This is a genomic window from Methylomicrobium lacus (assembly GCF_041897535.1).
GTDB lineage: Bacteria > Pseudomonadota > Gammaproteobacteria > Methylococcales > Methylomonadaceae > Methylomicrobium > Methylomicrobium lacus_A.
The window spans coordinates 3,611,948-3,637,657 of sequence record NZ_CP169217.1 but is presented as its reverse complement, the minus strand read 5'-3'; the positions used below and the strand labels follow the sequence as shown (position 1 = coordinate 3,637,657).

The 25,710-nt window shown below is 55.1% G+C and carries 24 protein-coding genes; 7 read left to right on the top strand and 17 right to left on the bottom strand.

What is annotated here, in order from left to right; all coding sequences use genetic code 11:
- Window positions 1-105: 105 nt before the first annotated feature.
- Window positions 106-570: a hypothetical protein gene (locus ACEPPP_RS16375; protein ID WP_374088433.1), complete on the bottom strand. Its 465-nt coding sequence runs from the start codon at window positions 568-570 to the stop codon at window positions 106-108.
- Window positions 571-1,781: 1,211 nt separating this feature from the next.
- On the opposite strand from ACEPPP_RS16375, the gene ACEPPP_RS16370 reads away from it, so the two are divergent.
- From ACEPPP_RS16370 to ACEPPP_RS16345, 6 genes are all read left to right on the top strand, one after another.
- Window positions 1,782-2,606: an energy transducer TonB gene (locus ACEPPP_RS16370; protein WP_374088432.1), complete on the top strand. Its 825-nt coding sequence runs from the start codon at window positions 1,782-1,784 to the stop codon at window positions 2,604-2,606.
- 10 nt (window positions 2,607-2,616) lie between these two features.
- Entirely contained in the window at window positions 2,617-3,387 is a 771-nt protein-coding gene (locus ACEPPP_RS16365; RefSeq protein WP_374088431.1) for a MotA/TolQ/ExbB proton channel family protein, read from the top strand.
- Window positions 3,387-3,794 (top strand): biopolymer transporter ExbD, encoded by a 408-nt coding sequence (locus ACEPPP_RS16360; protein ID WP_024298182.1) that lies wholly within the window; start codon window positions 3,387-3,389, stop codon window positions 3,792-3,794. Before ACEPPP_RS16365 ends, ACEPPP_RS16360 begins: the two co-directional genes overlap by 1 nt.
- Window positions 3,795-4,083: 289 nt before the next feature.
- Entirely contained in the window at window positions 4,084-4,974 is an 891-nt protein-coding gene (locus tag ACEPPP_RS16355) for a dienelactone hydrolase family protein (RefSeq protein WP_374088430.1), read from the top strand.
- A 19-nt stretch (window positions 4,975-4,993) separates the two neighbouring features.
- The gene (locus ACEPPP_RS16350) at window positions 4,994-5,710 is read left to right on the top strand and encodes a cytochrome b/b6 domain-containing protein (RefSeq protein ID WP_374088429.1); all 717 of its coding nucleotides are present in this window, start codon (window positions 4,994-4,996) and stop codon (window positions 5,708-5,710) included.
- Window positions 5,711-5,836: 126 nt separating this feature from the next.
- On the top strand, window positions 5,837-6,301 hold the full coding sequence (locus tag ACEPPP_RS16345; RefSeq protein WP_374088428.1) for a cytochrome c: 465 nt from the start codon (window positions 5,837-5,839) through the stop codon (window positions 6,299-6,301).
- 125 nt (window positions 6,302-6,426) lie between these two features.
- On the opposite strand, the gene ACEPPP_RS16340 is transcribed toward ACEPPP_RS16345, so the two are convergent.
- Genes ACEPPP_RS16340 through ACEPPP_RS16320 form a run of 5 tightly spaced genes read right to left on the bottom strand, consistent with a single transcriptional unit; the run spans window position 6,427 to window position 13,804 of the window.
- Window positions 6,427-8,685: a methyl-accepting chemotaxis protein gene (locus ACEPPP_RS16340; protein WP_374088427.1), complete on the bottom strand. Its 2,259-nt coding sequence runs from the start codon at window positions 8,683-8,685 to the stop codon at window positions 6,427-6,429.
- A gap of 12 nt (window positions 8,686-8,697) precedes the next feature.
- The gene (locus tag ACEPPP_RS16335; RefSeq protein WP_374088426.1) at window positions 8,698-11,895 is read right to left on the bottom strand and encodes a response regulator; all 3,198 of its coding nucleotides are present in this window, start codon (window positions 11,893-11,895) and stop codon (window positions 8,698-8,700) included.
- Window positions 11,892-12,407, bottom strand: a complete 516-nt coding sequence (locus tag ACEPPP_RS16330; protein WP_374088425.1) for a chemotaxis protein CheW — start codon at window positions 12,405-12,407, stop codon at window positions 11,892-11,894. The genes ACEPPP_RS16335 and ACEPPP_RS16330 overlap by 4 nt, the downstream gene beginning before the upstream one ends.
- 36 nt (window positions 12,408-12,443) lie before the next feature.
- Window positions 12,444-12,917 carry a PleD family two-component system response regulator gene (locus ACEPPP_RS16325; RefSeq protein WP_374088424.1) on the bottom strand — a complete coding sequence of 158 codons (474 nt, stop codon included), beginning with the start codon at window positions 12,915-12,917 and terminating at the stop codon, window positions 12,444-12,446.
- A complete protein-coding gene (locus tag ACEPPP_RS16320) occupies window positions 12,890-13,804 on the bottom strand; it encodes a response regulator transcription factor (RefSeq protein ID WP_374088423.1) in 915 nt (304 codons plus the stop codon). The genes ACEPPP_RS16325 and ACEPPP_RS16320 overlap by 28 nt, the downstream gene beginning before the upstream one ends.
- Before the next feature lie 737 nt (window positions 13,805-14,541).
- On the opposite strand from ACEPPP_RS16320, the gene ACEPPP_RS16315 reads away from it, so the two are divergent.
- Complete coding sequence (locus ACEPPP_RS16315) at window positions 14,542-14,790, top strand: ComEA family DNA-binding protein (protein ID WP_374088422.1); 249 nt, start codon at window positions 14,542-14,544, stop codon at window positions 14,788-14,790.
- A 197-nt stretch (window positions 14,791-14,987) separates the two neighbouring features.
- Here ACEPPP_RS16315 and galU read toward each other — a convergent pair whose 3' ends face one another.
- The 11 genes from galU to ACEPPP_RS16260 form a co-directional block, all read right to left on the bottom strand.
- Entirely contained in the window at window positions 14,988-15,869 is an 882-nt protein-coding gene (gene galU, locus ACEPPP_RS16310; protein WP_374088421.1) for a UTP--glucose-1-phosphate uridylyltransferase GalU, read from the bottom strand.
- Window positions 15,870-16,206: 337 nt separating this feature from the next.
- On the bottom strand, window positions 16,207-17,499 hold the full coding sequence (locus ACEPPP_RS16305) for an adenylosuccinate synthase (protein WP_374088420.1): 1,293 nt from the start codon (window positions 17,497-17,499) through the stop codon (window positions 16,207-16,209).
- Window positions 17,500-17,509: 10 nt separating this feature from the next.
- Window positions 17,510-18,700 (bottom strand): ATP phosphoribosyltransferase regulatory subunit, encoded by a 1,191-nt coding sequence (locus ACEPPP_RS16300; protein ID WP_374088419.1) that lies wholly within the window; start codon window positions 18,698-18,700, stop codon window positions 17,510-17,512.
- 95 nt (window positions 18,701-18,795) lie between these two features.
- Window positions 18,796-19,656 (bottom strand): protease modulator HflC, encoded by an 861-nt coding sequence (hflC, locus tag ACEPPP_RS16295; RefSeq protein WP_374088418.1) that lies wholly within the window; start codon window positions 19,654-19,656, stop codon window positions 18,796-18,798.
- Window positions 19,653-20,873 carry an FtsH protease activity modulator HflK gene (gene hflK / locus ACEPPP_RS16290; protein ID WP_374088417.1) on the bottom strand — a complete coding sequence of 407 codons (1,221 nt, stop codon included), beginning with the start codon at window positions 20,871-20,873 and terminating at the stop codon, window positions 19,653-19,655. The genes hflC and hflK overlap by 4 nt, the downstream gene beginning before the upstream one ends.
- A 235-nt stretch (window positions 20,874-21,108) precedes the next feature.
- Entirely contained in the window at window positions 21,109-22,377 is a 1,269-nt protein-coding gene (hflX, locus tag ACEPPP_RS16285) for a ribosome rescue GTPase HflX (protein ID WP_374088416.1), read from the bottom strand.
- A 111-nt stretch (window positions 22,378-22,488) separates the two neighbouring features.
- Window positions 22,489-22,728 carry an RNA chaperone Hfq gene (gene hfq / locus ACEPPP_RS16280; protein WP_374088415.1) on the bottom strand — a complete coding sequence of 80 codons (240 nt, stop codon included), beginning with the start codon at window positions 22,726-22,728 and terminating at the stop codon, window positions 22,489-22,491.
- A gap of 248 nt (window positions 22,729-22,976) precedes the next feature.
- Window positions 22,977-23,750, bottom strand: coding sequence for an alpha/beta fold hydrolase (locus tag ACEPPP_RS16275; protein ID WP_374088414.1), 774 nt, complete (start codon window positions 23,748-23,750; stop codon window positions 22,977-22,979).
- Between the two features lie 365 nt (window positions 23,751-24,115).
- Window positions 24,116-24,478: a roadblock/LC7 domain-containing protein gene (locus ACEPPP_RS16270; protein WP_374088413.1), complete on the bottom strand. Its 363-nt coding sequence runs from the start codon at window positions 24,476-24,478 to the stop codon at window positions 24,116-24,118.
- 32 nt (window positions 24,479-24,510) lie between these two features.
- Window positions 24,511-25,155: a hypothetical protein gene (locus tag ACEPPP_RS16265; protein WP_374088412.1), complete on the bottom strand. Its 645-nt coding sequence runs from the start codon at window positions 25,153-25,155 to the stop codon at window positions 24,511-24,513.
- A gap of 1 nt (window position 25,156) precedes the next feature.
- Window positions 25,157-25,693 carry an ATP/GTP-binding protein gene (locus ACEPPP_RS16260; protein WP_374088411.1) on the bottom strand — a complete coding sequence of 179 codons (537 nt, stop codon included), beginning with the start codon at window positions 25,691-25,693 and terminating at the stop codon, window positions 25,157-25,159.
- Window positions 25,694-25,710 lie beyond the last annotated feature (17 nt).

The window sequence follows — 25,710 nt, the reverse complement described above, 5'->3', positions numbered from 1 at the left end:
TGCGCACCCTACCGGGCTGAGGTGTTCTGCTCGGTCAAATCTAGAACGATTCTCTGGATTCCACAAGTTTTTTTTCAATTGCCTGGCTAGCCCTGCTGGGAGCAATCATTGACCGCCACGATTGAAATTATCACGATTGATATTATATTGATGCTCAATACCTTCGTTTAAATTATAACCTTCTTCATTGAATAGCTCGCAGGTAAAAAATAAATGCATATCTATAATCCGAGCAATTTTTTTTATCTTGTTACTTTCAATGATAATGGTTGAAAGTCTACGATTGTTATCAACAATCTCAACTACAATTGTTTTCGGGTTAGTAGGGTCTTCTTTTAGCGCGCCAGACACGATATGCTGAGCAGATTCCATTGTCAGCACTGGATTCGTAGTAGGCAGCTCAGCAATTTTATCATTTTCAAGTGACTGCGCGTCAAAATAACCAATATCATAGACAACCTTAAACATCAGACCAAGCATAATACCGCCAAAGAAAATAGAAAGAGCAATTTTCAATCGCCTTCTAATGCGAGGATTTGATAGTCTTTTTATAATAACGCGAATTTTCATATTAATTTATTTATATTTTTTCCATGCATCATCAATTATCGCCTAATTCTAAACAATATACTCACGGTTTCCCTATAAACGATCACAGTTTATCAGCCATATAGACTGATATACATTTAACAATCGTCTGTTGTCCAGAACTAACCAGCCCATCAAGAAACTGCCTTGGAGGGCGGGTTAGAGTCGGTCTGAGCCAGTAGGTTAAATTCTAATTTGGAATCCGTGGATAGCTGCTTTGGACTTTCAGTGCGCAAAGTAGCTCCTGGCCCAATGCCGTTAAGTTAAGAAGCAAGCGCCCTCTCCTGCTGGAGAGGGTTGGGGTGAGGAGGATCAAAAATAAGGAAAAATACTTTATTTTGATCCCCTCGGCAATAGCTCCTGCATTGCTCTCGATCGCTGTTCCGTACGCGATTCTACCTCCCACCTCCTTGTGGTCGTACCTCCTGCATCCTTGCTGTCGTCATTCCAGCCTTCTCCTTTATGCCCTATGGGTACGGAGGGAGAAGGACACTGCCATTAAGTTAAGGGCAAAACGCCCTCTCCTACCGGGAGATGGTCGGGGTGAGGGGAATAAAATAAGGAAAAATACTTTATTTTGATCCCCTCATCCTAGCCTTCTCCCGGAGGGAGAAGGAACCGGCAATCCTTAACTTAATGGCATTGGCTCTTAGCCCGGCCGTCAGAATCCAATGGAATCAGAGTGTAACCGAAGGGCACCGGGTTTCCTATACCCTTTGTATTCAATTGAATACGCTAAACGCATTGGAACTCGCCTGTAAGTCGTATTCGCCGCCCATTCCATGATGTTGATTTATCAACACCATGCCAGCAACGGCTAGGGAAAAACTGATGCTAAGCAAGCAGTTTAATATCATCGAAAGCGAAAAAACCCAATCCTGCTGAGCCGCACGCAGCACAACAGACCCCGTCACTCATAAAAAACCCCTTAAACAACAAAACATTACAGATTTACTAAAGCGCACTACCCAACGCAATGCCCAAGCTGGCACGTCTCGTGCTTTAACTCTACGCATAACGCCCGAATCAAGACCGACAGGCACATAGATAAACGGCGTTGTTAATTTTGTGTTTGCACAGCGGATTCGGCCAAGCCGAATCGACTTCAGCCGGGAGCTACTGCCCGATGGACATCGGGGCGATCGGAACCGACGAATCCCTGTGCAACAGTTACTTAAACGAGGAACATCGCAATGAGCAGTCCTTTAGCATTTAACAATCCATTCGTACCACCCGCACCCTCGCTGGATTGGGAGCCGGCCGGCGCTGCTGCGCTGAAACCCGCCGCGCCGTCGGTCACGAATTTTTCGACGACACCGCTGGCTACGGCGCTGGCCGATTTCAAATACACCGGCGACAACCGCGACCGCAAGCCGTTTGACTACCTGTTGCTGGGGCTGCTGTCGATCGCCATCCATACCGGCGTGGTCCAGCGTTTCGATGGCGCCTCGCTTGGGCAGGAGATCGTCGAGCCGGCCAAGCCATTGCCGACCAAAGTCCAAATCACCCTATCCAGGCCCAAGCCGGTAGCCCCGCCACCGCCAGTCGCAAAGCCCAAGCCACCGGTAGTTAAACCTAAAGTCGTGCCGTTAAAGCCGAAGCCGCAGAAACTGAAACCGACGCCGAAAGTGGTCGAACAGGCCCCCATTCCGGACCCGACTCCGGTGATCTCCAACGCGCCGCCCGCACCGATAGCAGCCCCACCCGCGCCGCCGGCGCCGGTCGTGCAGGAGAAGATTACCGCGCCGACCGCCGGAGCGGACTACCTGCACAACCCGGCCCCGGAATATCCTGAAGTCGCTATGGAAAGAGGCTGGGAAGGCAAGGTGCTGATGAAGGTTCATGTTCAACCCAACGGCAAACCGGACAGTATTAATGTGATCAAGTCCAGCGGCCAAAAGGTGCTGGACGATGCGGCGGTGAAAACCGTCAGGCAATGGTCTTTCGTACCGGCCAAGCGCGGCGACACCCCGATCGCCGGCTGGGTTACCGTTCCAATCAATTTCAATTTATCCTAAGGAGACTTCCATGTCCGATATAGCAACCGGCTTCATCGTCGACGCCACACTAAACACCTTGATCGGCGCATCCGTCGTGACCTGGGCGCTGATCCTGATCAAGGGCATCCAGCATGCGCGGATTTCATACCACAACCGCCGTTACAGCAAGGAGTTCTGGAGCGCACCGAGTATTCAGGCCGCCGCCCAGCTCGATCATCAGAAAGGCCCTGCCGCGCGGGTCGCCGGCATCGGTTTTTTGACGCTGATCGAAACCGAGTCCGGCGCCTCCACCCATGACCTCGAACACACCTGGGACCGGCAGGAACTGCTGGACCGGCGTCTGCGCCAGCAAATGCAGAAGGAACGCGGCTCCCTCGAAAGCGGCCTGGCGATCCTGGCCACCATCGGCAGCATCTCGCCGTTCGTCGGCCTGTTCGGCACGGTCTGGGGCATCATGGGCGCCCTGACCAGCATCAGCAAAAGCGGCTCTGCCAGCCTGGAAGTCGTGGCCGGTCCTATCGGCGAAGCCTTGATCGCGACCGCCGTCGGCATCGCGGTCGCGGTGCCAGCCGTCGTCGGCTACAACTTCTACATCCGCCGCAACAAAGTGGTCTGGGCCTTCCTGGATGACTTTGCGATCGACTTCGTGCATCTGGCGTTGAAAGCCTCGTTCATCATCGAACGCTCCGGCAGCAAACCGGCGCCAAGTGCGCGCCTGACAGAAATCAGCGGCGGTAAAAAAGCGTCAGCCAAAGACATCCATGATGATCTGATCGCGGCTAAGGAGGCGCACGCCTAATGGCCTTTAAAACTCAAGAAGACGACGGCGACGTGATGGGCGAAATCAACGTCACGCCGCTGGTCGATGTGATGCTGGTGCTGTTGGTGGTATTCATCGTGACCGCCCCCCTGTTAACCAACGCGGTGCATGTGAATCTGCCGAAAACCGCCGAAACCGCACCGCCGGAAGAAAAAGACCCTGTCTATCTGAGCGTGGATGCGCAAGGCAAGGTGTTCATCGACAAGCGCGAAATCGCGGTCGACGCGGTCGAGAACGAATTGAAAACCCGGCAGGCGGCCAACCCGGAGCTGGCGTTGAATCTGAATGCCGACGACGGCGTGCAATACGGCGTCGTCGCGAAGGTGATGGCGGCGATCGAACGCGCCGGCGTGACCAAGCTGTCGGTTCTGACCGCGCCGAGTTGAAACGAAGGCGCTGCTATGCGTACCTTTTCGCTGTAAAGGGTACGCGTGGAGTGTCCCATACGATTCATCAGTATCATTAAGGATTCGCTCAAAAATAACTTCCGCTTATGGTTCCCACGCTCTGCGTGGGAACCCGCTAAAGGACGCTCTGCGTCCCGAACCGCAGGAGCGGTTCAGGCGGCATTCCCACGCAGGGCGTGGGAACGATGAGGGCAAGTTTCGGGAAGTTAATTTCGAGCGAATCCTTAATGACAGTGATCCGACTCATTTAATATTCAAGGAGATTTTCATGGCGCGCAAAACAGCCAACGACTTCCACCCGGAAGCGCTAAAACTGTTCGACAAGTACGTTCACGGCGACATCTCGCGCCGGGATTTTTTAGCTTCAGTTCCGAAGTACGCCCTCCTGGGCTTGAGCGCCGAGGCGCTGCTGGAAGCGTTGAATCCGCGCTTCGCCCACGCAGAGCAAGTGCCCGGAAACGATCCGCGCATCGTGACTCACTTCGTCGAATACCCCTCCCCGCTCGGCAACGGCAAGATCCGCGGCTATCTGGCCCAGCCGGCCAAGGCCGAAGGCAAACTGCCGGTCGTGCTGGTGATCCACGAAAACCGGGGACTGAATCCGCATATCGAAGACATCACCCGCCGGCTGGCGCTGGACAACTTCATCGCCTTCGCACCGGATGCGTTGTTCACGCTGGGCGGTTATCCCGGCGACGAAGACAAGGCGCGGGAACTGTTCAAAAACCTGGACAAAAGCAAGATCCAGGCCGATTTCCTGGCGGCGGCGCAGGAACTGAAAAAACTGCCGGAAGGCAACGGCAAGGTCGGCGCGGTCGGTTTCTGCTACGGCGGCGGCATCGTCAACTACCTGGCCACCCAACTGCCCGACCTGGCGGCCGGCGTCCCTTTCTACGGCGCGCAGCCGTCGGCGGAAGAAACCGCCAAAATCAAGGCGCCGCTGTTGCTGCATTATGCCGGCGCCGACGACCGCATCAATGCCGGCTGGCCGGCTTATGAAGCGGCCTTGAAGAAGGCCGGCGTGAGCTACGAAGCCTTCGTTTACCCGGGCGTGCAACACGGCTTCAATAACGATACCACCCCGCGTTACGACGCGGCGGCCGCGAAGCTGGCCTGGGACCGAACCCTCACTTTCTTCAACAAACATTTACGCGGCTAATCCGGCACGGGAGGATGTCATGAAAATCGAAGCGCAAATCTGGGATTGGCCGTTGAGGCTGTTTCACTGGCTGCTGGTCGCGTCGGTCGTCGGCGCCTACGCCAGCGGCAAGGCCGGCGGCGAATGGACCGACTGGCACGGACGCTGCGGCAGCATGGTGCTCGGCCTCCTGGTGTTCCGTCTGCTCTGGGGCTTCGTCGGCAGCCGGCACGCCCGCTTCAGCGACTTCTTCCCTACCCTGCCGCGGCTGATCGCCTACCTGAGAGGCCGCTGGCAAGGCGCCGGCCACAATCCGCTCGGCGCGCTGGCGGTACTGGCCTTGCTCGGCATCCTTGCCGCACTGGCCGGCACCGGCTTGTTCGCGAACGACGACATCGCGTTCGAGGGACCGCTGTTCCACCTGATCGACAAGGACTTCAGCGACAAACTGAGCGGCTGGCATATCAAGATCGTGAATGGGCTGATCGTCATCGTTGGCCTGCACATCACCGCGATCCTGTTCTATCAGCGCGTCAAAAAAACGAACCTGATCCTGCCGATGCTGACCGGCAAAAAACAACTGCCGCAGACCCTGGTTCCGGCAGTTCCCCAAACCGCCGGCGCCCTGCCGCTGATCCTGAGCCTGCTGATCGCGGCCTCGACCGTCTGGGGCGTTTGGGGCGGCAATGTCATCGAATACCTGGCGCCGCTGGCCGGCGTACAAACCGCTACAGCCGATGCAAAAACAGCAAATTAACCCACAGCTGTAATCTCACCGCGCCCCAGGAATCACTCTTTGGGGCGCGTCTTTATCTTATCTCTAACCACCTTTGCACATCATTTTTAACCTCAAATTTTGAGTCCATCACAAGGAGTTATCTAGATGAAAATCAAACTGGCAATTGCCCTGGCGCTCGGCGCCGCCACTGCTGCGGCATGGGCGGGAGACGTCGAAGACCAGATCCGCTTCCGCCAATCCGCCTACTCTTTCCTGAGCTGGAATACCGCGAAAATCAAGGCTCAGGCCTCCGATCATCCGGAGACCTACAACAAGGATGAAGTGATCGCCGCCGCCAATGCGATCGCAGGGGTCGCCAATTCGGGTGTCTTCGAGAAACTATACGGGGCCGGCACCGATAAAGGCACCGGCTGGAAGACTAGCCGGCTGAAGCCGGAATTTTTCGAAAAACAGGACGAAGCGAAGGAATTCAATTCCAACTTCATCAAGGAAGCGAACGAATTGCAAAAGGTCGCGGCTAGCGGCGATGTGGCCGCGATTAAAACCCAGTTCGGCAAGCTCGGCGCCACCTGCAAAGGCTGCCACGACCTGATCCGCATCCGCGAATAACCCCACCTACCCGCCCTTGCCGATGCAGGGCGGGTATCCTTCACTTCGCACCTATCTTTTCAAACTATGCCGCCGCAAGATGCCTAAAGTCGGCGGCAAACCTTTCAAACAGCGGAAGCCGTTGCTCAGGCAATTACCTCGTCGGCCTTGGGCAAGATAAATACCCCGACGGATTGTAACAGGCCGCTGGAATAATCGACCAGTCGTTCGGTTTGCTGGCCCTGGTCCTGCAAGTGCTCGAAAGTTTGTTCGGTGCTTTTTTGAATCTGGATCGCGCGCTCCCGCAGCTTCCGGGTCGTTTCGACCTGAGTCTTCGAGTTCGCCGCGATCCTCTGCACCAGTTGCACCAGATTGGCGGTGGTTTCGCGGGTCTCGCGCATTTCATTGCCGGCCTGCTGCGCCAGCGTCGTTCCCTGCACCACCTGGCTGATCGCATCGTTCATCGTGGTGATCGTGTCGGCGGTTTCGATCTGGATATTATTGACCAGACCGGAGATTTGCGCGGTCGCCTCGCGCGCGTTTTCGGCCAGCTTCTGCACTTCGTTCGCGACCACCGCGAAACCCTTACCCGCCTCACCGGCCGATGCGGCGTGCATCGACGCGTTCAACGCCAGAATATGGGTCCGTTCCGCGATGCCGTTAATAATACTGATCACGCTGCCGATTTCTTGCGAACGTTCGCCCAGCCGTTTGATCCGCTTTTCGGTCTCGCGGATGGTATTGCGAATGGTGGTGATGCCCTGCACGGTGCCCAGCACGGTTTCTTGCGCCTTGTCTGTCGTTTGAATCGCTTTTTCGGCGGCCTGATTGCATGACATCGCCAGCCTTGCGATATTCAACATCGTTTCCGATGCATGATTCAGCTCGGAAGCCGCCTGCTCGACCTCGCGTTTTTCTTCGGCGGCGATGTGAATCACGCTATCGGACTGTGCTTTGACCTGCTTCGATACCTGCGAGACGTCTTCCGCGATGCGCAGGATGCGGTTCAATACCTGGGCCGTTTCGCTCGACAGCAGATTCAAGGCGTCGCCGACCGGGCCGGTCACGTTTTCGGCGACCGGCAGCCTGATGGTTAAATCCCTTTGCGCAAGCTTGGCCACACCTTGCAGCAAATCGATGATCGAGTCATTCAGAATTTCGTTCTCCTGCCGAATTTGGGCGCTGACCGCTTCGCGCTGGTCGATCATGATGTCGAACTGGCGACCCAGAACGCCGATTTCATCGAAGGTCTCCAGATTGGCGCGCACGTTATTGTCGCCGCCCGCCAGCTGTTGCATCACGCCGACCAGGTAATTAACCGGATGGGTGATGGACCTGACGATATAGAAGACAATCCCTGCCGCGACAAGGATGAATCCGAGAATCATGCACGAAACCATCATCAATTGCTGTTTCGCCGAGTCGATTTGCGTGGTGAACAGATGATCGAGTTCAGTGAATCCGACGTCCATCGTTTTGAAAACTTCCTCGATGGCTCTGGAATACTGGTTGTAATAATCGGTCGAAGCATAGCCGATCGTCTGCTGACCGATGATCTCCTCGTCGGAGAGCTTGAGCACCTGATCAACCAGACCTGCTGCGGCCTTGCGTTGTGCGTCCAAAGCCTTGCTCGGTTGCTGGGTCACCTTCAACGACTTGGCAAAGTTCCGGTCGGCGCTGATCCAGTGCGCATTGGCGATGTTGGTCATGATGCCAAGGCGGGCACGGTCCTGTAGGGTGACAGTCTGATCTGCCCTGTTTTTTTCCTGCTCCCTGGCCTTGGCCGCCTTGGCCAAAAGCCCCGTTCCCCAGCCCCTCGCCTGCCCCAGGTATTCGGATAGCGTGGGGCTGTCCACCAACACGGCCTGCACCAGAAAATGGGTTTCCGCGTTCGGGTCCTGCGACAATCCGTAATAATCGATGGACAGATCCAGGATGTCCAACACCTTCGCGATCAATTGGGTATGGGCCTGGAAATTTTCCTGCGGCGTGACCGAGCGGCCATCCACCGCTTGCGCGATGTTCGGCCAGTTATTTTTGATGCTGCCCCAGATTTTCAGCAGCTCCTGATCACCGATAGCCTGGCTCATCGCGTCGAACGCCACGAGGTGCTGCGCGGTGAGCGCCTTCGTAGCCCTTTCTTCGGCCGCCAGCGCGCCATTGCCGTTTAGCAGGCCCGTCGACGAGCCGCGATGTCTCGGCACCGAATTGACCAGGCCGAGCAATTCCTTGACGACCTTCAGGCCTTGCTGCTCGCGCACGGCCACCTCGATGCGCTGTTGCTGTTCGTTCACGAAATAGGTGAATCCCGCGCCCACGAGGGTCAGTGCAATCGCACCCAGAACGGCGAACTTCTGCCACAGGAGAAAGCGGCCGAATACATTTAGCTTGGCTATTTTGATCATAATGCTTCCCGATTAGATTAAGGAGGGATTCGATGGTAATAAATGCATGATGTGGGTCAACAAGTCGTCGTCTCGCACCGGCTTGGCGAGATAGGCGTCGATGCCCGCTTCTTCGGCCATTTGCCGGTGTTTTTGCGTGGTTCTCGAGGTGATCATGATCACCGGCAGCCGTGTTTGGCCTGTCTGCTTGCGGATATGCGCGGTCAATTCGATGCCGTTCATGCGCGGCATCTCCAGATCGGTCAGCACCAGTTGCGGCTTGAACTGCCGTAGCAATTCCACCGCTTCGATGCCGTCGCGCGCGCTGCGAACCTTGTAGCCGGCATCAACTAACAGTTGCTCCAGAGCACGGCGTTGACTCAGCGAATCGTCCACCACCAGGATCGTCGGCAGCGCCGCTTCGGTCACCGCGCTCTCCAGCGCCGCGAATTCGATAGCGTCGATCGGCCTGATCGGAGCGCGCAATAATTCAGGCAGATCGAGCACCGGCGTCACGGCGCCGTCGCCCAGAATCGTCGCGCCGATGAAACCCGGAATCTTGCCGAGGTAATTGCCCATGGGTTTGATCACGACTTCCGCGGTATCGATGACCGAATCGACCAGTACTGCGGTAGTCTTCTCCTCGTGTTGAATCAACAGGACGGCGCCTGGGGGACGCGGTGGTTTGCGCTGTTCAGGAATATGCAGCAGACGGTCGAGCCTTACCGACGGGTAGGATTGACCGCCTAAAACGAGAGTATCGGAGTGATCCTCGGCAAGACGTTCGCAATCGCCGATATGATGGACTTGCGCGATGCCCTTGCCGGCAATCGCCACCCGAAACCTGCCCGCGTTGACCAAGAGCGCATGGGTCAGGCTCAGCGGCAGCGGCACCCTGAGTTCTACCGTCATGCCCTGCCCTGTTGCCGAGTCCATCGTCATCGTTCCGCCCAGGGCGACGATCCGGGCGTACACCGCGTCCATGCCCACGCCTCGGCCGGAGGTTTGGGTCGTCACGGTGCGCGTCGAAAAATTCGGCCGCAGAATGAAGCGTTGCAATTCCGCTTCGGAAACCGGCTGTCCGGGCGTCAATGCGCCGCGCTTTTCGGCCGCCGCTTGAATCGCTGCGTAATCCAAACCGCGGCCGTCATCACGGCAACGGACCCGAAGCCTATTGCCTTCCTGGGCAAAATCGATCACAAGCCGGCCATTCTGCGGCTTACCGCTCGCCACGCGGGCTTGCGCATCTTCGATGCCATGATCGACCGCATTGCGGATGAGGTGCATCAAGGGTTCGACGAGCGTATTGAGCAGGTCGCCGTCGATCAGCACGCTCTCGCCCGTCAGCGTCAGATCGCATGACTTGCCGGTCAGACGGCAGGTTTGCCGGAGGCCTCTTTGCAGGCGCGACGCAATCGAGGAAACCGGCGCCAGACGCGTTTGCATGATCGTTTCCTGCGCATCGATCGCATCCCGTTGCTGATCTTCGAGCACTTCGCCGAGCAGGCCCAATTCCTTTTCGATGTCCTGGCCGATTTCCCTCGCATCGAGCGCGGCCTCGGCCATGCGGCGGCTGACGGTATGGAGTTCGTTATACTGATCCATTTCCAACGCATCGAAACCCGCATCGGCCGCCACGGATGTCCGTCCCGTTAAATCCTTCAGATCGATCAAGCGTTCCAGTTCCTCCCCCAGTTGCCTGAGCAGGGTAAACTGCATCCGCATGCCCTGTAACTGCTTGCTGAGCCGGCGCGAGCTTTCTTGCGCCTGGCCGTTCAGGATGATGCTCTCGCCCGAGAGTCTGAACAGCTTTTCGATCTGGTCTGCGGCGACCCGCACCATGGCCGCCTGCGCCTCCGAATTGTCAATGCTGGGACCTGCATCGACCGAAGCGGCCGCGCTTTCGGCATAGGTCTCTTCGGAGGAGGCATCGGGCAGGCCATCCAGATCGATGCGGTTCGCCCAATCCAATATGTCCTGGAGTACGGCTGTGGCGTCGGCCGGCGGCGCGCCGAGTCCCAATAGCGCTTCGCTCATGCCTTCGAGGCAGTCGGCGGCATGCATCAGCGCATCGGTCAAGCGCCGGTCTGGCAACTTTTGCTCCCTGGCGCAGGCGATCAAAATATCTTCCAAATGGTGGGTCAACACCGCTATTCCCTTGACGCCTACCGTGTTCGCAGAACCCTTCAGCGTATGCGCGGCACGCTGGGCAAGGTTGACGTCTTCTTCGCCGCCGCCCGCCTGCAGGCGCCGCACCGCTTCGGAAAATTGCTGCGTATGCAGCGGCAACTCTTGCAATAAAAGTTCCAGCAGTTCCGAATTGACATCGTCCGGCAAGTCCAGTGCAATATCTTCGGCGGTGGCGGCTTGCGGACGGACGGGCACGGAATCCGAGATCACGGAAGCGCCTTCGGAACGCATTTTCAGCAGCATCTCGGCCACCGCTTCAAACGACATCGGCAAAGGCCACTGCCGATCCGCTAATCCTGCCACGAGCAATTGCCCGGCATTATCTTCATTGAAAACGGGTAGATAATCCTGAACCTGGCTCAGCCATCCGAACAACAGTTCGAGAGGCTCATCACCAAAGCTATCGGCTTGTTCCAGAAATCGCCCGATGTTTGCATTCACATGCGCGCAAATCTGCGCCAGCCCGGTAAACCCTGCGGTATTGGCCGCATTGAAAAAACGCTCCAACGCCTCTCCGGCTTGCTGCAAGCCCTCCGCCACCGAAGCGCTATCGTCTTTCGCGATGTCCAGCAGAGAATTACGAATCGTTTGGCATTGCAGCAACAATAAATCGATGATTTCCTGCGCGACGGCCGACAAATTTCCGGAAAACTCCACGGCCATTTCGGAGGCCATTGCGTGAATATCCGCCTCATCATTGGCGCAAAGTTGCAATTCGAGATCGTTGAATTCATCTTCCACCAGCGGAACTTTCAATTCCGGACGGCGCAGATAGTGAATGATCGCTTTTGCCGTTCGCTTGCAATCAGTGCGGTATTTTTCGACCAGATCGGACCAATCGGCCAACAGTTGTTCCACTCCGCCGCCAAGATCTAAATCCTGGTCTTGCCGAAGCTCCCGCAGCGCTTCGGCGAGGATTAAATTGGCATCTTGCAGGCCAAACCAGCCCTCCTGTGCCGACTGATCGGCAAGGTGTTCAAGCAGGCAGACTGGGTCGCCGGCAAGTAGAGTTTCCGCTACGCAGGGAGTTGTCGGGGTCATTCCGTACTTTCCTCCACGGCATATTGGTGACCGCCCAAGGCCTTGAACAAGTCTTCAAAGTTGATGTTGAACCAAACCTGTCCGTCTTGTTCATAACCGCCCGACACGAATCGCCGCTCAATTCTCGAAAGCGTCGAAAGGTCGCTTGCGGTCTGAAAGCATGCGCTGCTCTTTATCACCGGCAAACCGTCTATCCATAGCGCCGCCGTGGTATCTCCCCTGCCCAGCACAAAGAGCCGCCTTTGTTTGGGATCTGAGACTTCCTCACTTAACACGGTGTGTAAATCGAAGACCGGCAGCAGATTTCCGCGCAAATTCAACAGGCCGCTTAACCACGGGGCGGTATTTGGCAACGGATTGACCGGTGTTTTATCCAGCACTTCACAATAAATCGACGGGGATACCAGAAAGCCGACGCTGCCTATCCGGATACCGAAAACGCATTTGTCTTGCGCCGTGGGCAATGTCGGATTCGCATCGCCCTCGTCGACCATGATAAATTCTGTTTTCATTGCTTGTTACTCCGTTCATCAGGTTAAGACACTGCGTCAAATGGAGAGCGCCGCCAGTTTTTCAGTAATCTCCTTGGGCTCGTAAGGCTTGGCAATCAAATCTTTCGCGCCCTGCATTTGCGCCCAGACTCGGTCGGCTTTTTGGTTCTTGCTGCTGACGAAGAAAATCGGAATGTCTTTGGTTTCCGCATCGTTGCGCAAAGCACGGCAAGCGGCATAACCGTCCATGCCGGGCATCACGATATCCATAAAAATCACGTCGGGTTTTTCGGCTTTAGCTTTCTTCAGCGCTTCATCGCCGTTATTTGCAGTAACCAAAATGCAATCCGAATGTTGCAAGGCGTTTTTCAGATGGGCGAGGTCTGTGATCGAGTCGTCACAGATCAAAATTTTTAGAATGGACATGCTGACTCCTTGGGTTTGAGTGTTGAAAAATGAATCATTGCAAAGTTTGAATGGCCGGAGCGGTCGCCGAAGACGTGTTAGGGTCTCGCCTGCCTTTCCAGCCAAGCCAGTACCCTGGCCCCGAGTTTTTGAAATGCTTCCGCCTGCACCGGCTTGGTTAAATAAGTCGTGCAGCCGGCCATGACGCCCTTGACCTCATCCAGGGGAGACGTTTTTCCGGACACCATGATGATGGGCGTTTTTTTGTATTGCGCTTTCTTGCGCAGTTGCGTGCAGGTTTCGTAGCCATCGATCCCCGGCATCATCACATCCAGAAATATCAGGTCGTATTGAGCCGTCTCGGCTTTCGCGAGCGCGGCTTCTCCGCTGTCCGCAAATTCAACGGCTCCAATCTGAGGTAATGTGGCGAGATTCAATTCGAGCGATTTTTGGATGGCGGCGCTATCGTCGACGACCAGGGCGCGATAGCCGGCATGGCCGGAAAGCGAAGGCGAAGTTGGGGTTTCGCTTAGACCGGACTCTGCCGTCGACCTGTCTTGCGGGTCAACCTGCCGCGAAAGGGAATCATCGTCCGCCGTCGGTAGACCGGCTAAAGCCGGTTCGATAGGTTTAGGCACGCTCACCTGATCGAGCACCGCGAGGACTCTGGCGGCGCTCAGCATCCCGCGAATATGACGAGCGGGAGCATCCTGAAGAGGCCCCCGGCTGACCGCGACCACCTGCGCTTGAGGATACGAGGCCAGGATCAGGTCTTTTTCCTCCCGTGCGCCGGGATTGTCATAATTCACCAGAAGAATATCGCCCTGAATCTTGTCGCCGCGGCTAACGGCCATGTACTTGCGCCCGTCCGGCCGCTCCATTTGCAAAACTCGCTTGAGCTTTTCTTCATCGGCTGTTTCGAATCCCAACAGCGCGACGCTCAACCGACTTAAACCGCACGGCTCTTTATTATCGGGCGCTGGATCGTTTTGCTCGATGAATGCAATCGTCATTAGGCCTGTCCTCTTGCGAAGTCTTAAATCGAAAATTGCCTCATTGCCGAGGACATAGCCAGCACTTTACCTATGCCTGACAAGCATAATGTGATTTTTGTGGTATTAAATTTCCTGGCGTTTTGTTTTTCAGTCTAGCTTGTATAATTATTCTTTTTTGAAGCACGACTCCATTCTGAGAAGTCGCTCACAAAAAACATTAGCCGGATTCGATGTGCAAAATGATTATTGAAAGCCATGGGGCTCAAGGGGCTGTCAAGAAGATGTGATTTTCCCGAATGCATCGATGAGTCAGCGAACGACCACAGAGGTCAACGGAAAGCACCGCCTGCCGACAACCCGGTGAAGGCCCACGAAAAATTAAAGCAATATCGGCGCCAACCTCAACTAAATTCATAACAAATTGATTTTACAATGATTTATTTTTACAAATGAATCTATAGCCTGAAAAACTAGAGCTACAGTGGTGCATCGTTCCCATGCATTGCACCATGCTAATGCAAATCAACCTCCGTAGGCCGCCATTCCACCATTTTTGCCTATTTACCGAGCTTGTGTCCGAACAGTCTGGGGGCCGAAGAGTACAAAAAAAATGTGACGCGGTTGTAATTTTTTGAGCAACTTATTTGAAAATCCAGCACAGGTTTCTACACTCTTTCTTGAGTGGCTTATCGGTCGTGGCTTTCCCGGTCAACCAGCCATTCTTATTTAACTTTCAATTATTTAAGGGGAAATTTATGAAAAGAATCTTGCTTCTGATGACTGTATTTTCCTTCAATGCGATGTCTGCTCCCGTCAACATCAACAAGGCCGATGCAAAGACCATTTCGGATTCGCTGACCAACATTGGCCTTAAAAAAGCGGAAGCCATCGTCAAATATCGCACCGAAAAAGGGGCTTTTAAAACGGTCGAGGAGTTGACCAATGTGACCGGTATCGGCGAAAAGACGATCGAAAAAAACAAAAAGGATATTCTGCTGCAATAAGCTGAATCCCTGGCCAATTGCAGTATAAGGATATGTCTTTGGGAAATCGGCGTTATCTGCCAACTCAACCTAATTGTAAGATAACGCCACCTTTTTTACAGAATGGATCTGTCTGGGAACAAAAGCATAAAGACTGTAGCGATTCCCGTGATCCCGTTATTGAGGGTGGTCGGAAACTGGCCGCCCACCCGATACCCCTACAAATTTCGCGAAAGGTCTTTCAAATAATCCAAAAACCCGTCTTTAAGCTCGGGGTGCAAGAGTCCATATTCGACCGTCGCGATCAAAAAGCCGAGCTTGGAGCCGCAGTCGTAGCGTTTGCCTTCGAACTCGTACGCCAACACCTGCTCGTCGGCCATCAGCGCGGCGATGCCGTCGGTCAGCTGAATCTCGCCGCCGGCACCGCGGCCGGTGGTTTCGAGTTTTTCGAAAATCTTCGGCCTCAGAATATAGCGGCCGACGACGGCCAGATTGGATGGCGCATCTTCGGGTTTCGGCTTTTCGACGATCAGTTCGATCGGGCTGGAGGTGCCGGACGTCTCGCCGGTTTTGACGATGCCGTAGCTGCCGGTTTCTGAAGGATGCACGCGCTCGACGCCGAGGATCGAAGTCTGTTTTTCGTTAAACAGTTCGACCATTTGCGCCATGCAGCCGCGCGTGCCGTCCTCGATCAGGTCGTCCGGCAGAATCACCGCAAACGGCTCGTCGCCGATTACCGGCTTCGCGCAATGCACCGCATGACCGAGCCCCAACGCTTCCGACTGGCGGATGAACACGCAGGACACATGCGACGGCAGAATGCCGCGCAGCGATTTCAGGATTTCGGTCTTGTTTCGCGCTTCGAGTTCTGTTTCGAGCTCATAGGCCTTGTCGAAATGGTCCATGATCGCATTTTTGGTACGTCCGGTCACGAAGACCATCGTGTCGATGCCGGCCGCGATCGCTTCCTCGACCGCATATTGGACCAGCGGCTTGTCCACGATCGGCAGCATTTCTTTCGCGGTGCTCTTGGTCGCAGGCAGGAAGCGCGAGCCCAATCCGGCCACGGGGAATACGGCTTTGGTAATTTTTTTGTTCATATAACTCCCGAATTAATAATCAAAGTATGTACAGGGTACCGGCTTTCGGCGTATCAAGATGAGTCAACCCGCATTCGATCATACCCATCACATATGCATGCTTTGCTTGGCAACGAGGCAAGATCCAAGTTTACCGGCTGACCGTCCCCTAAAAACAGAGGTCATGATAAGCTGAGTTTCCTGAATCGGAACTTAATCGAAATAAGGGAAGAAGATGCGCTCACTCATGGCAACGAATCGATCCCATCGGCCATTTTATCGCGAACGGAATGGCACGGAATTTAGGCAAGCTTTGACGGGCCATTCCTTTCGGCTTGGCGGAACGGCCCGCAATGCCTTAAGCGAACGGATGTTCCAGAATGATCGTCTCGTCACGGTCAGGGCCCGTGGAAAGGATCGTCACCTTCACGCCGACCAGCTCTTCCAGGCGTTTGATATAGGCTTTGGCATTTTCCGGCAATTTGGCATAGTCGGTCACGCCGGCCGTGGTGTCGGACCAACCCGGCATTTCCTCGATCACCGCCTCGCATTGCTGGTATTGATCCGCGCCCAATGGCGCCGTTTCGGTAGTGCTTCCGTTCAGGCGGTAGGCGGTACAAATACCGACCTTATCCAGGCCGTCGAGCACGTCCAGCTTGGTCAGGCAGATGCCGCTGATGCTGTTCAGGCGGACCGATTTCCGCATCGCGACCGCGTCGAACCAGCCGGTGCGGCGTTTGCGGCCGGTCGTAGCGCCGAACTCATGGCCGACCGTGCCCAGATGCTCGCCATAGGCATCGTGCAGTTCGGTCGGAAACGGGCCGTTGCCGACCCGGGTCGCGTAGGCCTTGGTGATGCCGAGTACATAATCCAGGTCGAGCGGGCCGACGCCGGAGCCGGTCGCGGCGCCGCCGGCGGTCGTGCTCGATGAAGTCACATAAGGGAAGGTGCCGTGATCGAGATCGAGCAACGCGCCCTGCGCGCCTTCGAACAACAGATTCTTGCCCTGGTCCTGATATCGGTAGAGCGCTTCGCTGACATCGGTCAGCATCGGCTTGACCTGTTCGCCGAGCGCCAGCGCCTCGTCCAAGGTCTTCTGGAAATCGACCGTGTCGGCATGATAGTAATTAGCCAGCATGAAATTGTGATATTCGAGCAATTCCTTCAGCTTGTCCGCAAAATCAGCAGGATTCAACAGGTCGCCCGCCCGCAAGCCCCGGCGTCCGGCCTTGTCTTCGTAGGCCGGACCGATGCCGCGCCCGGTCGTGCCGATCGCTTTCGCGCCGCGCGCCTTTTCGCGCGCCTGATCGATCGCGACATGGACCGGCAGAATCAGGGTGCAGGATTCGCTGATCAATAAGCGATTGCGCACCGGGATGCCGGCTTTTTCGAGCAATTCGATTTCTTCGATCAAGGCGTTCAGCGACAACACTACGCCGTTGCCGATCATGCATTGCACGTTGTCTCTGAGGATGCCCGAAGGAATCAGGTGCAGGACGGTCTTTTCGCCGCGAATGACCAAGGTGTGTCCCGCATTATGGCCGCCTTGAAAACGCACCACGGCTTCCGCTTGCTCGGTCAGCAGATCGACCAGCTTGCCTTTACCTTCATCGCCCCATTGCGTGCCGATGACTACGACATTTTTTCCCATTTTTATTCCACTAAGCTAAGTTTCTGACGAACCAGGTTCGATTGTCTTGTTCAAGGATCGCGGTACAGCCCATCGCCGCGCCGTCGCCGGCCTGCCCCGGCAATTGTTGGATCACCGTATGTCCTGCCGTGCGCAAATCGCGGATTTTCTCGGCCAAGGCGGCATCATCGAGACAGGGCGCGAAAATTTTGCGTTCCGGCGCGACATTATCGTTTGCGCTGCTCAGCGCCGCCAATAATTTCAGGTCGGCGCTGAAACCGGTCGCCGGCCGAGCCCGCCCGAACACGCCGCCGATGTTGTCGTAGCGGCCGCCGCGCGCAATCTCGCGGCCGACCGCCGGCGTAAAGGCCGCGAAAACGACGCCGGTATGATAATGATAGCCGCGCAATTCCGCCAGATCGAAGCTGACCGGCAAAGACGGAAACAAGGTCGATAGCCTTGCGGCAATCGTTTCGAGATCGTCCAGCGCCTGTTTCAATTCCGCGTCCGCTTTCGTAAACACCTGACGAGCCTGAGCGAGGATTTCAGTGCCGCCGTTCAGCAGCGGCAAGGCCAGGAACATCGCTTTCAGATCCTGATCGAGCGCGTAGCTGTCGATCAATTCGGCAAGTTCCGGTCTGGCTTTGCGCTGCAGCACATCGAACAGTTCGCTTTCCTGCGCCGAACTCAAACCGGCCTGGCGGGACAAGGCGCGGTAAATACCGACATGCCCCAGATCCAGATGCACATTCAGCAATCCAGTCAGCGCGAGCATTTCCAGCATCAGCCGGATCACCTCGATATCGCTGTCGATGCCGGCGTGGCCATACAATTCGGCGCCGATCTGCATCGGGCTGCGCGTTTTTTCCAAAGGATCGCCGCGTGTATGCAGCACCGTGCCGTAATAGCACAACCGGGTCGGCCATTCGTGCTTCAGATGATGCGCGTCGATGCGCGCGACCTGCGGGGTCATGTCGGCTCTGACGCCGAGCATCTCGCCGCTGATCTGGTCTGTCAGCTTGAAAGTTTGCAGGTCGAGATCGTGCCCGGAACCGATCAATAACGAATCGAGAAAATCGATGAACGGCGGGATCACCAACTCGTAACCCCAGCAGGCAAACCTGTCGAGCAGCCGGCGTCTCAGACTTTCCAGGTGTTTGGCGTCAGCCGGCAGGATTTCTTCGATACCGTCCGGCAGGAGCCAGGAGTCTTTTTGTTGCATGTTTTCTAAGTCCACTCAAACAAAACGCCCCGCACGGGCGAGGCGTTTGTTAATGTTATCGATGCCGTCGTAGCGGCCCTGTTCAACCCAATCCGTTATTTCTGTTGCTTGAAATAGCGGAAGAAATCGGAATCCGCATCCAGCACCAACGTCGAGGATTTGTTGAAGGTCTTTTTATACGCATTCAGGCTGCGGTAAAAAGTGAAAAACTCGGGATCGGCTCCAAACGCTTTCGCGTAGATTTCGGCCGATTTCGCATCGCCTTCACCGCGCAATTTTTCGGCTTCTTTAAACGCATTCGCTTTGGTCACGACGCTTTGCCGGTCCGCATCGGCGCGAATCTTTTCGGCCGCTTCCGAACCTTGCGAGCGGAATTCGCGCGCGATCCGGTCACGTTCGGCTTCCATACGGCGGAACACCGAACTGCTGACTTCCGGCGGCAAATCGATGCGCATTACCTGGATGTCGATGATTTTCAACCCCAGGTTTTTGGCCAAGGCCTGCGAGTTGTTGATCAAGATGTCGCGGATCACTTTACGATCGGTCGAAACCAATTGCTTGATGTCGCGTTTCGCGAATTCGCCGCGGAACGCATCCTTGATGATCGGATCCAGCCGATTGTTGGCCTGATACACGTCACCCGCCACCCGCTGATAGAAGCTGCTGACATCATCGACGCGCCATTTGACGAAAAAATCGACAAATACGTTTTTCTTTTCGGCGGTCAAAAAGCCTTCCGGCTTCGAAACCATCGTCTGAATACGCCCATCGAATTTTTTAATGTCGTTGAACGGAAACGGCCATTTGAAATGCAGGCCCGGCGCAAAGTCGTATTCAACGATTTCGCCGAACTTGAATTTGATCGCTTTTTCGGTTTCGTTGACCGAAAACACGAACATCGCGCCGATCAAGCCCAGCGCGGCGATACCGATGAAAATCTTATTGAATGTCGTCATTGGCGTCCCCTTGCGTCGCGTCCACGGCTTGAAGGCCTTACCGTGATCGGTTCTTCCGCTTCCGCGGGTGCAGACTCGGCTTTTGCCGGCGGAGGTGTCACGCTCTGGGTTTCGATTTCGGGTAACTTTTGCGCCATCTTATCCAACGGTAAATAAAGTATGTTATTGCCGCCTTTCGCATCGATCATCACCAGATTCGATTCTCCCAATACCGACTCCATCGTGTCGATGTAGAGGCGCTTCCGGGTCACTTCAGGCTGTTTCAGATATTCGCCGAGCATTTTCGAGAAACGGTTGGTTTCCCCTTCGGCCTGGGCAATCACCCTGTCCTTGTAACCTTCGGCTTCCTGCAGCATTCGGGCCGCCGCGCCGCGCGCCTTCGGTACGATGTCGTTCGAATAAGCCTCCGCTTCGTTGATCAGACGCTGCTTGTCTTCGCGCGCCTTGATCACGTCCTGGAACGCCGCCTGCACCTGTTCGGGCGCTTGCACATCCTGCAGGTTCACACTGGTAATCTCGATGCCGGACTCATAACGGTCCATCACTTCCTGGATTTCCTTTTTGACCTGTGCCACGACCTCGGTGCGGCCTTCGGTCAACACAAAATCCATGTCCGAACTGCCGATCACGCCGCGTTCGGCGCTTTCGGTGACTTGTTTCAGAGTCGTTGCCGGATCGACGACATTGAACAGAAACTTTTTCGCGCTGTTCGACAGATTGCTGACCTTATACTGGACGACCAGACGCACATCGACATAGTTCTCGTCGCGGGTCAGCATCAAGGCTTCTTTCGGCTCGGACCTATCCCCGGCCTCGCCGAAGCTCGAAAAACCGACCGCCAAGGTGCGGTTTTGCTCGACATTCACTATATCGACCCGCTCGATCGGAACAGGCAAATGCCAGTTCAAACCCGGACGGGTTTCTTCGACGTATTTGCCGAAGCGAGTGACCACGCCGATATTGCCGGCATCGACCTTATAAGTGCCGCTGAGTATCCATATCGTTGCTACGGCGCCCGCCGCGAGCAAACCGAGATTTTTTCCCGGACCTCCCGCCGATTCCTGTCCCTCGCCGCCGCCACTGCCACTGCCGCCGAAAAGATTGTTTAACTTGTCCAGAGCCTTGCGTATGGCCTCATCAAGATCGGGCGGGCCCTTTTGATCGCCCCGACCGCTCCACGGGTCTTTATTGTCGCCTCCAGGTTCATTCCAGGACATATGTTTGCTCCATAACAGGATATTTATTTTAAAATTAACGACTTATCACGATAACAGATAAACGCCGAGGACAAAGCCCAGCCGAGGGTTTTCCGAGGTAACTGGGCAAGCCGATTCCTTGCGGCCGCCGATATGAGGGGCATTTTAACGTAATTACGGAAAAAACACGAAAACTTCAAGGAAGATGAGCCCGTCAACCCGCGCGGCCGGCCTCCCGTTTTTCGGTTTGCGCGGCTCAGGACGATAGCACTTCCTTGCTCACCGCCGCCAGAAACCCGGAATACTTGGGGTCGATCTCGATAATCAGTACAGACTGTCCATCCTCTTCGATCTGTTGCTCAAGGATCGTCGCGTAAGCATGGATTTTTGCCCGGATATCCCCCTGCTCCGGCCGTAAATGACAGCGCAGCCTGATTTTATTGACGGCAAAAAGCTCGGCCAATGCCTGAAACAGCAAATCCGATCCTTCGCCACCCATCGCGGACAGCCAAACCCGAGCCGGCCGGCCCGATGCATCGCGGTCGATCCGGGGACGGGCGCCGTCGAGTAAATCGATCTTATTGTAAATTTCCAGCTGGGGAATTTTATCGGCGCCGATTTCCTGCAAGACCTGATTGACCTCTGCGATTGTATCCTCGCGGTCCTCCGCGTGCGCATCGATCACATGCAGCAGCAAATCCGCTTCGCTGGCTTCCTGCAAGGTCGATTTGAACGCCGCGACCAGCTCGTGCGGCAAATGCCGGATGAAACCGACCGTATCGGCCAGCACGATTTCCGAATTGTTCGGCAAACGGCAATTGCGCAAGGTTGGGTCGAGGGTGGCGAATAACTGATCCGCCGCATAAATATTCGCCCCGGTCAGCCGATTGAACAGGGTCGATTTGCCGGCGTTGGTGTAGCCGACCAACGATACGGTCGCAATCTCGGCCTTCTTGCGTTTACCTCGGCTTTGGTGGCGCTGCTTCTCGACTTTTGCGAGACGCGCCTGAATCTGTTTGATGCGCTCGCCGATCAAGCGGCGGTCGGTTTCCAACTGAGTTTCGCCGGGACCGCGCAGGCCGATACCGCCTTTTTGCCGTTCCAAGTGTGTCCAGCCGCGCACCAGGCGGGTCGAAAGATGTTTGAGTTGCGCCAATTCGACCTGCAGCTTACCTTCAAAGGTCTGGGCGCGCAGCGCGAAAATATCGAGAATCAGGCCGTTTCGATCGACGACGCGCACACCGAGCGCGGCTTCGAGATTGCGTTCCTGACTCGGCGTTAAGGGATGATTGAACAGGACGATGCCGGCTTCATGGTCGGCAATGGCCTGCTTGATCTCTTCGACCTTGCCGGTGCCGACAAAATATTTCGGATCAGGGTTTTTGCGGCTACCCGTCACCACATGCACCGGTTCGGCGCCGGCCGATTTGGCCAGTTCCTTCAATTCCAGAAGATCTTCCTGCCCGGAATGCAGGATCAGATGAACAAGTATGGCCCGTTCACCCGAATCGGGGCGATCAAACAATCAACAACTCCAGCGCCGGAAGGACCAACTGACGGCAGACAACATGGCACACGACAACGCTTCGTAAAATTCGCGTGATACGAAACGACTCAACACCGAAGCGAACAAGGATTACTCTTCTTCGCTTTCGGCTTCAGGAATCATCTTAACGGCTTTTCCGGGCACGATCGTCGAAATGGCGTGCTTATAGACCATTTGGCTGACCGTATTTTTCAGCATGATCACATATTGATCGAACGAATCGACCCTGCCCTGCAATTTGATCCCATTGACCAGGAATATCGACACAGGCGTATGTTCTTTCCGTAACGTATTCAGAAAATTATCCTGTAGATTTTGGCCTTTTGACATCCGATTTCTCCTTATTATGTTTATTAGATGATATTTAAGATAACGGTAAATACAAATCAACACAATGGATAATTTAAGAACATTGGTGTTCCTAATGATTTTTTTCCAAGATGATGCACCCGTATGGCGCCCGATGATTGAAGGGCTTACATCATCTCTTGCTATTTTATCCTAATTATCTGGTCATATTATGGCATTTTTACCGTTTGCGCCGGCACAGGGCCATCAGCCAAGCCACGGGCAACCCTTCATGCGCATAAAAAATCCTGCACTGCCGCCAAAAAACTTCCCGGCTGCTGGACATGCAACCAATGCCCGGCACCTGCCAGTGTCTTCAATTGTGCCAGAGGAAACAGCGGAAACACGGCCTCCGCTTTCACAAAATTCGACTCCGCGCCGGCAATGAACAGGGCGGTTGCCTGATAGGGCGCCCGGTTTCCGGCATCCGGGAAAGCCGTGATATAGGGCGCCGAACGATCGAAAATATCCAAGTCGACGCGCCAGCGATAATGACCGTCGAGCAGCACCAGGTTTTGCAATAAAAATTGCCGGTAACTCAAGTCGGGGATGGCCTCAGCAAGCTTTTCCTCCGCCTGTTTCCGGTTACTGAGTGCAGCCAACGGCAGTGTTTTCAATGCCGACAGGATCTTTTCGAAGCTATGCGAGTAAGCCACCGGCGCAATATCGGCGATGATCAGTTTATCGATCACATCGGGAGCGTTCAGTGCCAGCCACATCGCGATCTTGCCTCCCATGCTGTGCCCCAGCAGGCTGGCACGGGTTAATCCGCGCTGTAGCATAAACCGGCGCACATCTTCCGCCATGGCGGGATAATCCATCAGCGGATGATGGGGCGATGCGCCATGATTGCGCAGGTCGAGCAGAAACACGCGATGCGAGTCCGCCAGTTTATCCGCGATGAATTTCCAGTTACGCGAGGAAGCGAAAAACCCGTGCAGTATGATCAGCGGTGCGGCGTCAGGGCGGCCCAATTCACTGTAAGCTAAGTCGACAACTGCCATCAAAACACCATGAAGCGGAAGCCAGAGAGCCTGACCGGCCCGGAATGTGAAATGACGCGCGGGTTAATCATGAAAGACAGCAGAAACCTAATGCGCTTTAGTAAACCAAAGAAATTATCCGCAAGCAAGCAAATCCTGTTGCGGCCCGCTAAATAGTCGAGGCAATCGCCCCAATCCGGGGATTTCCTCCAGAAATGACAGTGCATGTGAAGCGTATCCCGAGCCACCTCCCTGTGGCACCCCATGGACTCATGCGAAGCAGGAAACTGCGATGAAAATCAAGAAATTCGAGATTAGCGCCGCCTTCATCGGACGACGGGGGCGCACGATACGCAATCGATTTCTTGGGCCGCCAGGATTACCGGCTAGAGTAAAGCGGTGATGCTTTCCGCCGCGCGTTTTACATCCAGGAAAATCAGACCCAATTTTGCATTCGGCTTGGCCAATACGGTCAATACCGCATCATCACCGGCATAGGTCATCAAGACGTAGCCCTTTTCACCTTTGATCAGCACCTGCTCGAGAGTGCCTCTGGATAATTCATGCGCGGTCCGGTCGCCTAGCGAGAGCATCGCGGCGCTCATCGCGCCGACCCTATCCTCATCCATTCCGGCCGGTAAAACCGACGCCATCATCAGGCCATCCGTCGAAATGATGCCCGACGCCTCAATATCCGCTGAAGTTCCATTCAAATCTGTCAAAACAGATGTAAGCATGTCTGCCCGCATTTTTCTTCCTCGTTAACGATAAAAATAAATTATTAAGATGCCTTGGCCGCGTAACGGATTGCCAAAGCCCAAACCAAACTCACAAATTCCGGCTGATTGAAATGAGGGATGCCGGAAATGACTAACACAAAACGATTTTTGCCGATGAACAGCGGCCAAAAACCCATTTGGCTGTTGCCGAACACATCGACAATCGCCCAAGCCTGACTCGCCTGCCCGAGGTTATTCACCAAAACCCCGGAGCGGCGCGCATGCACAGTGGCAATCTCGGCGCTCAATGCCGACAACTCTTCTGCCACTTCATGCGGAAACCCATGGCTGGCCAGATAAAATCCCTCCATATCGGCCAGCAGCACCTTACCGTTCTCGGTAATCGTGCTTAGCATATCCGGCAGAATCTTGTCGAGCTGATCCGCCGGATAGGTCAATTCTTCGTTCAAGCCCTGCACCCATCCCAGCTTTTGGCAATGATGCAGCAATTCGATGCATTTTTCCGCGTCGTCGATGCCGGTCAATAACTGAAGATTTTCGATCGTCAGCGCCTTGGTCGCCGGCTGTAACAGCATCTGCCGGATAAACTGGCGCGGCTTGTCCATCTCGTTCGAAGCCACCGCATAGTAGGCGCCCGACGGCGTTGGGTACAAAAAAAGCCCTTCTGTTAAATGATAGCCGCTCATATTATTCAGCCAAACCCGGATCCAGTGAATAAAGCAGGGATTGCACCAGCAGCGACACATCGTTTCTGACTCTGGCATCCACGGCAAAAATCGGCGGTTTAAAATCCGCATCCTTTAACTGCATATGATAATCGGCTATCGTCGGCTTACTGCTCAGGTCCATTTGTGTCACGCCGATCGCCACACCGGTCTTCGAGATAAAATCGCCGAAGGAATCGAGGAAGAATTTCATATCTTTGAACGGGTCCGCACGGGTATTATCCAGCAACAGCACCAAACCGATGCCGCCGTTGATCAATATATCCCACATAAAGTCGAAACGCTCCTGCCCCGGCGTGCCGTACAAATGGATTTTCTCTCCATCCGCCAGGTTCATCACGCCATAGTCCATCGCCACCGTCGTGGCGGCCTTTCGGGTCTTAGTCATGTCGCTGGCGGCAGCATCGGTCTTGACCGGTGGAATATCGCTGATCGAGTGAATTGCCGTGGTTTTGCCGGCGCCTACCGGCCCTGTAAAAATAATTTTGTACTGACTCATGTTCGTGTCGTTCCGTT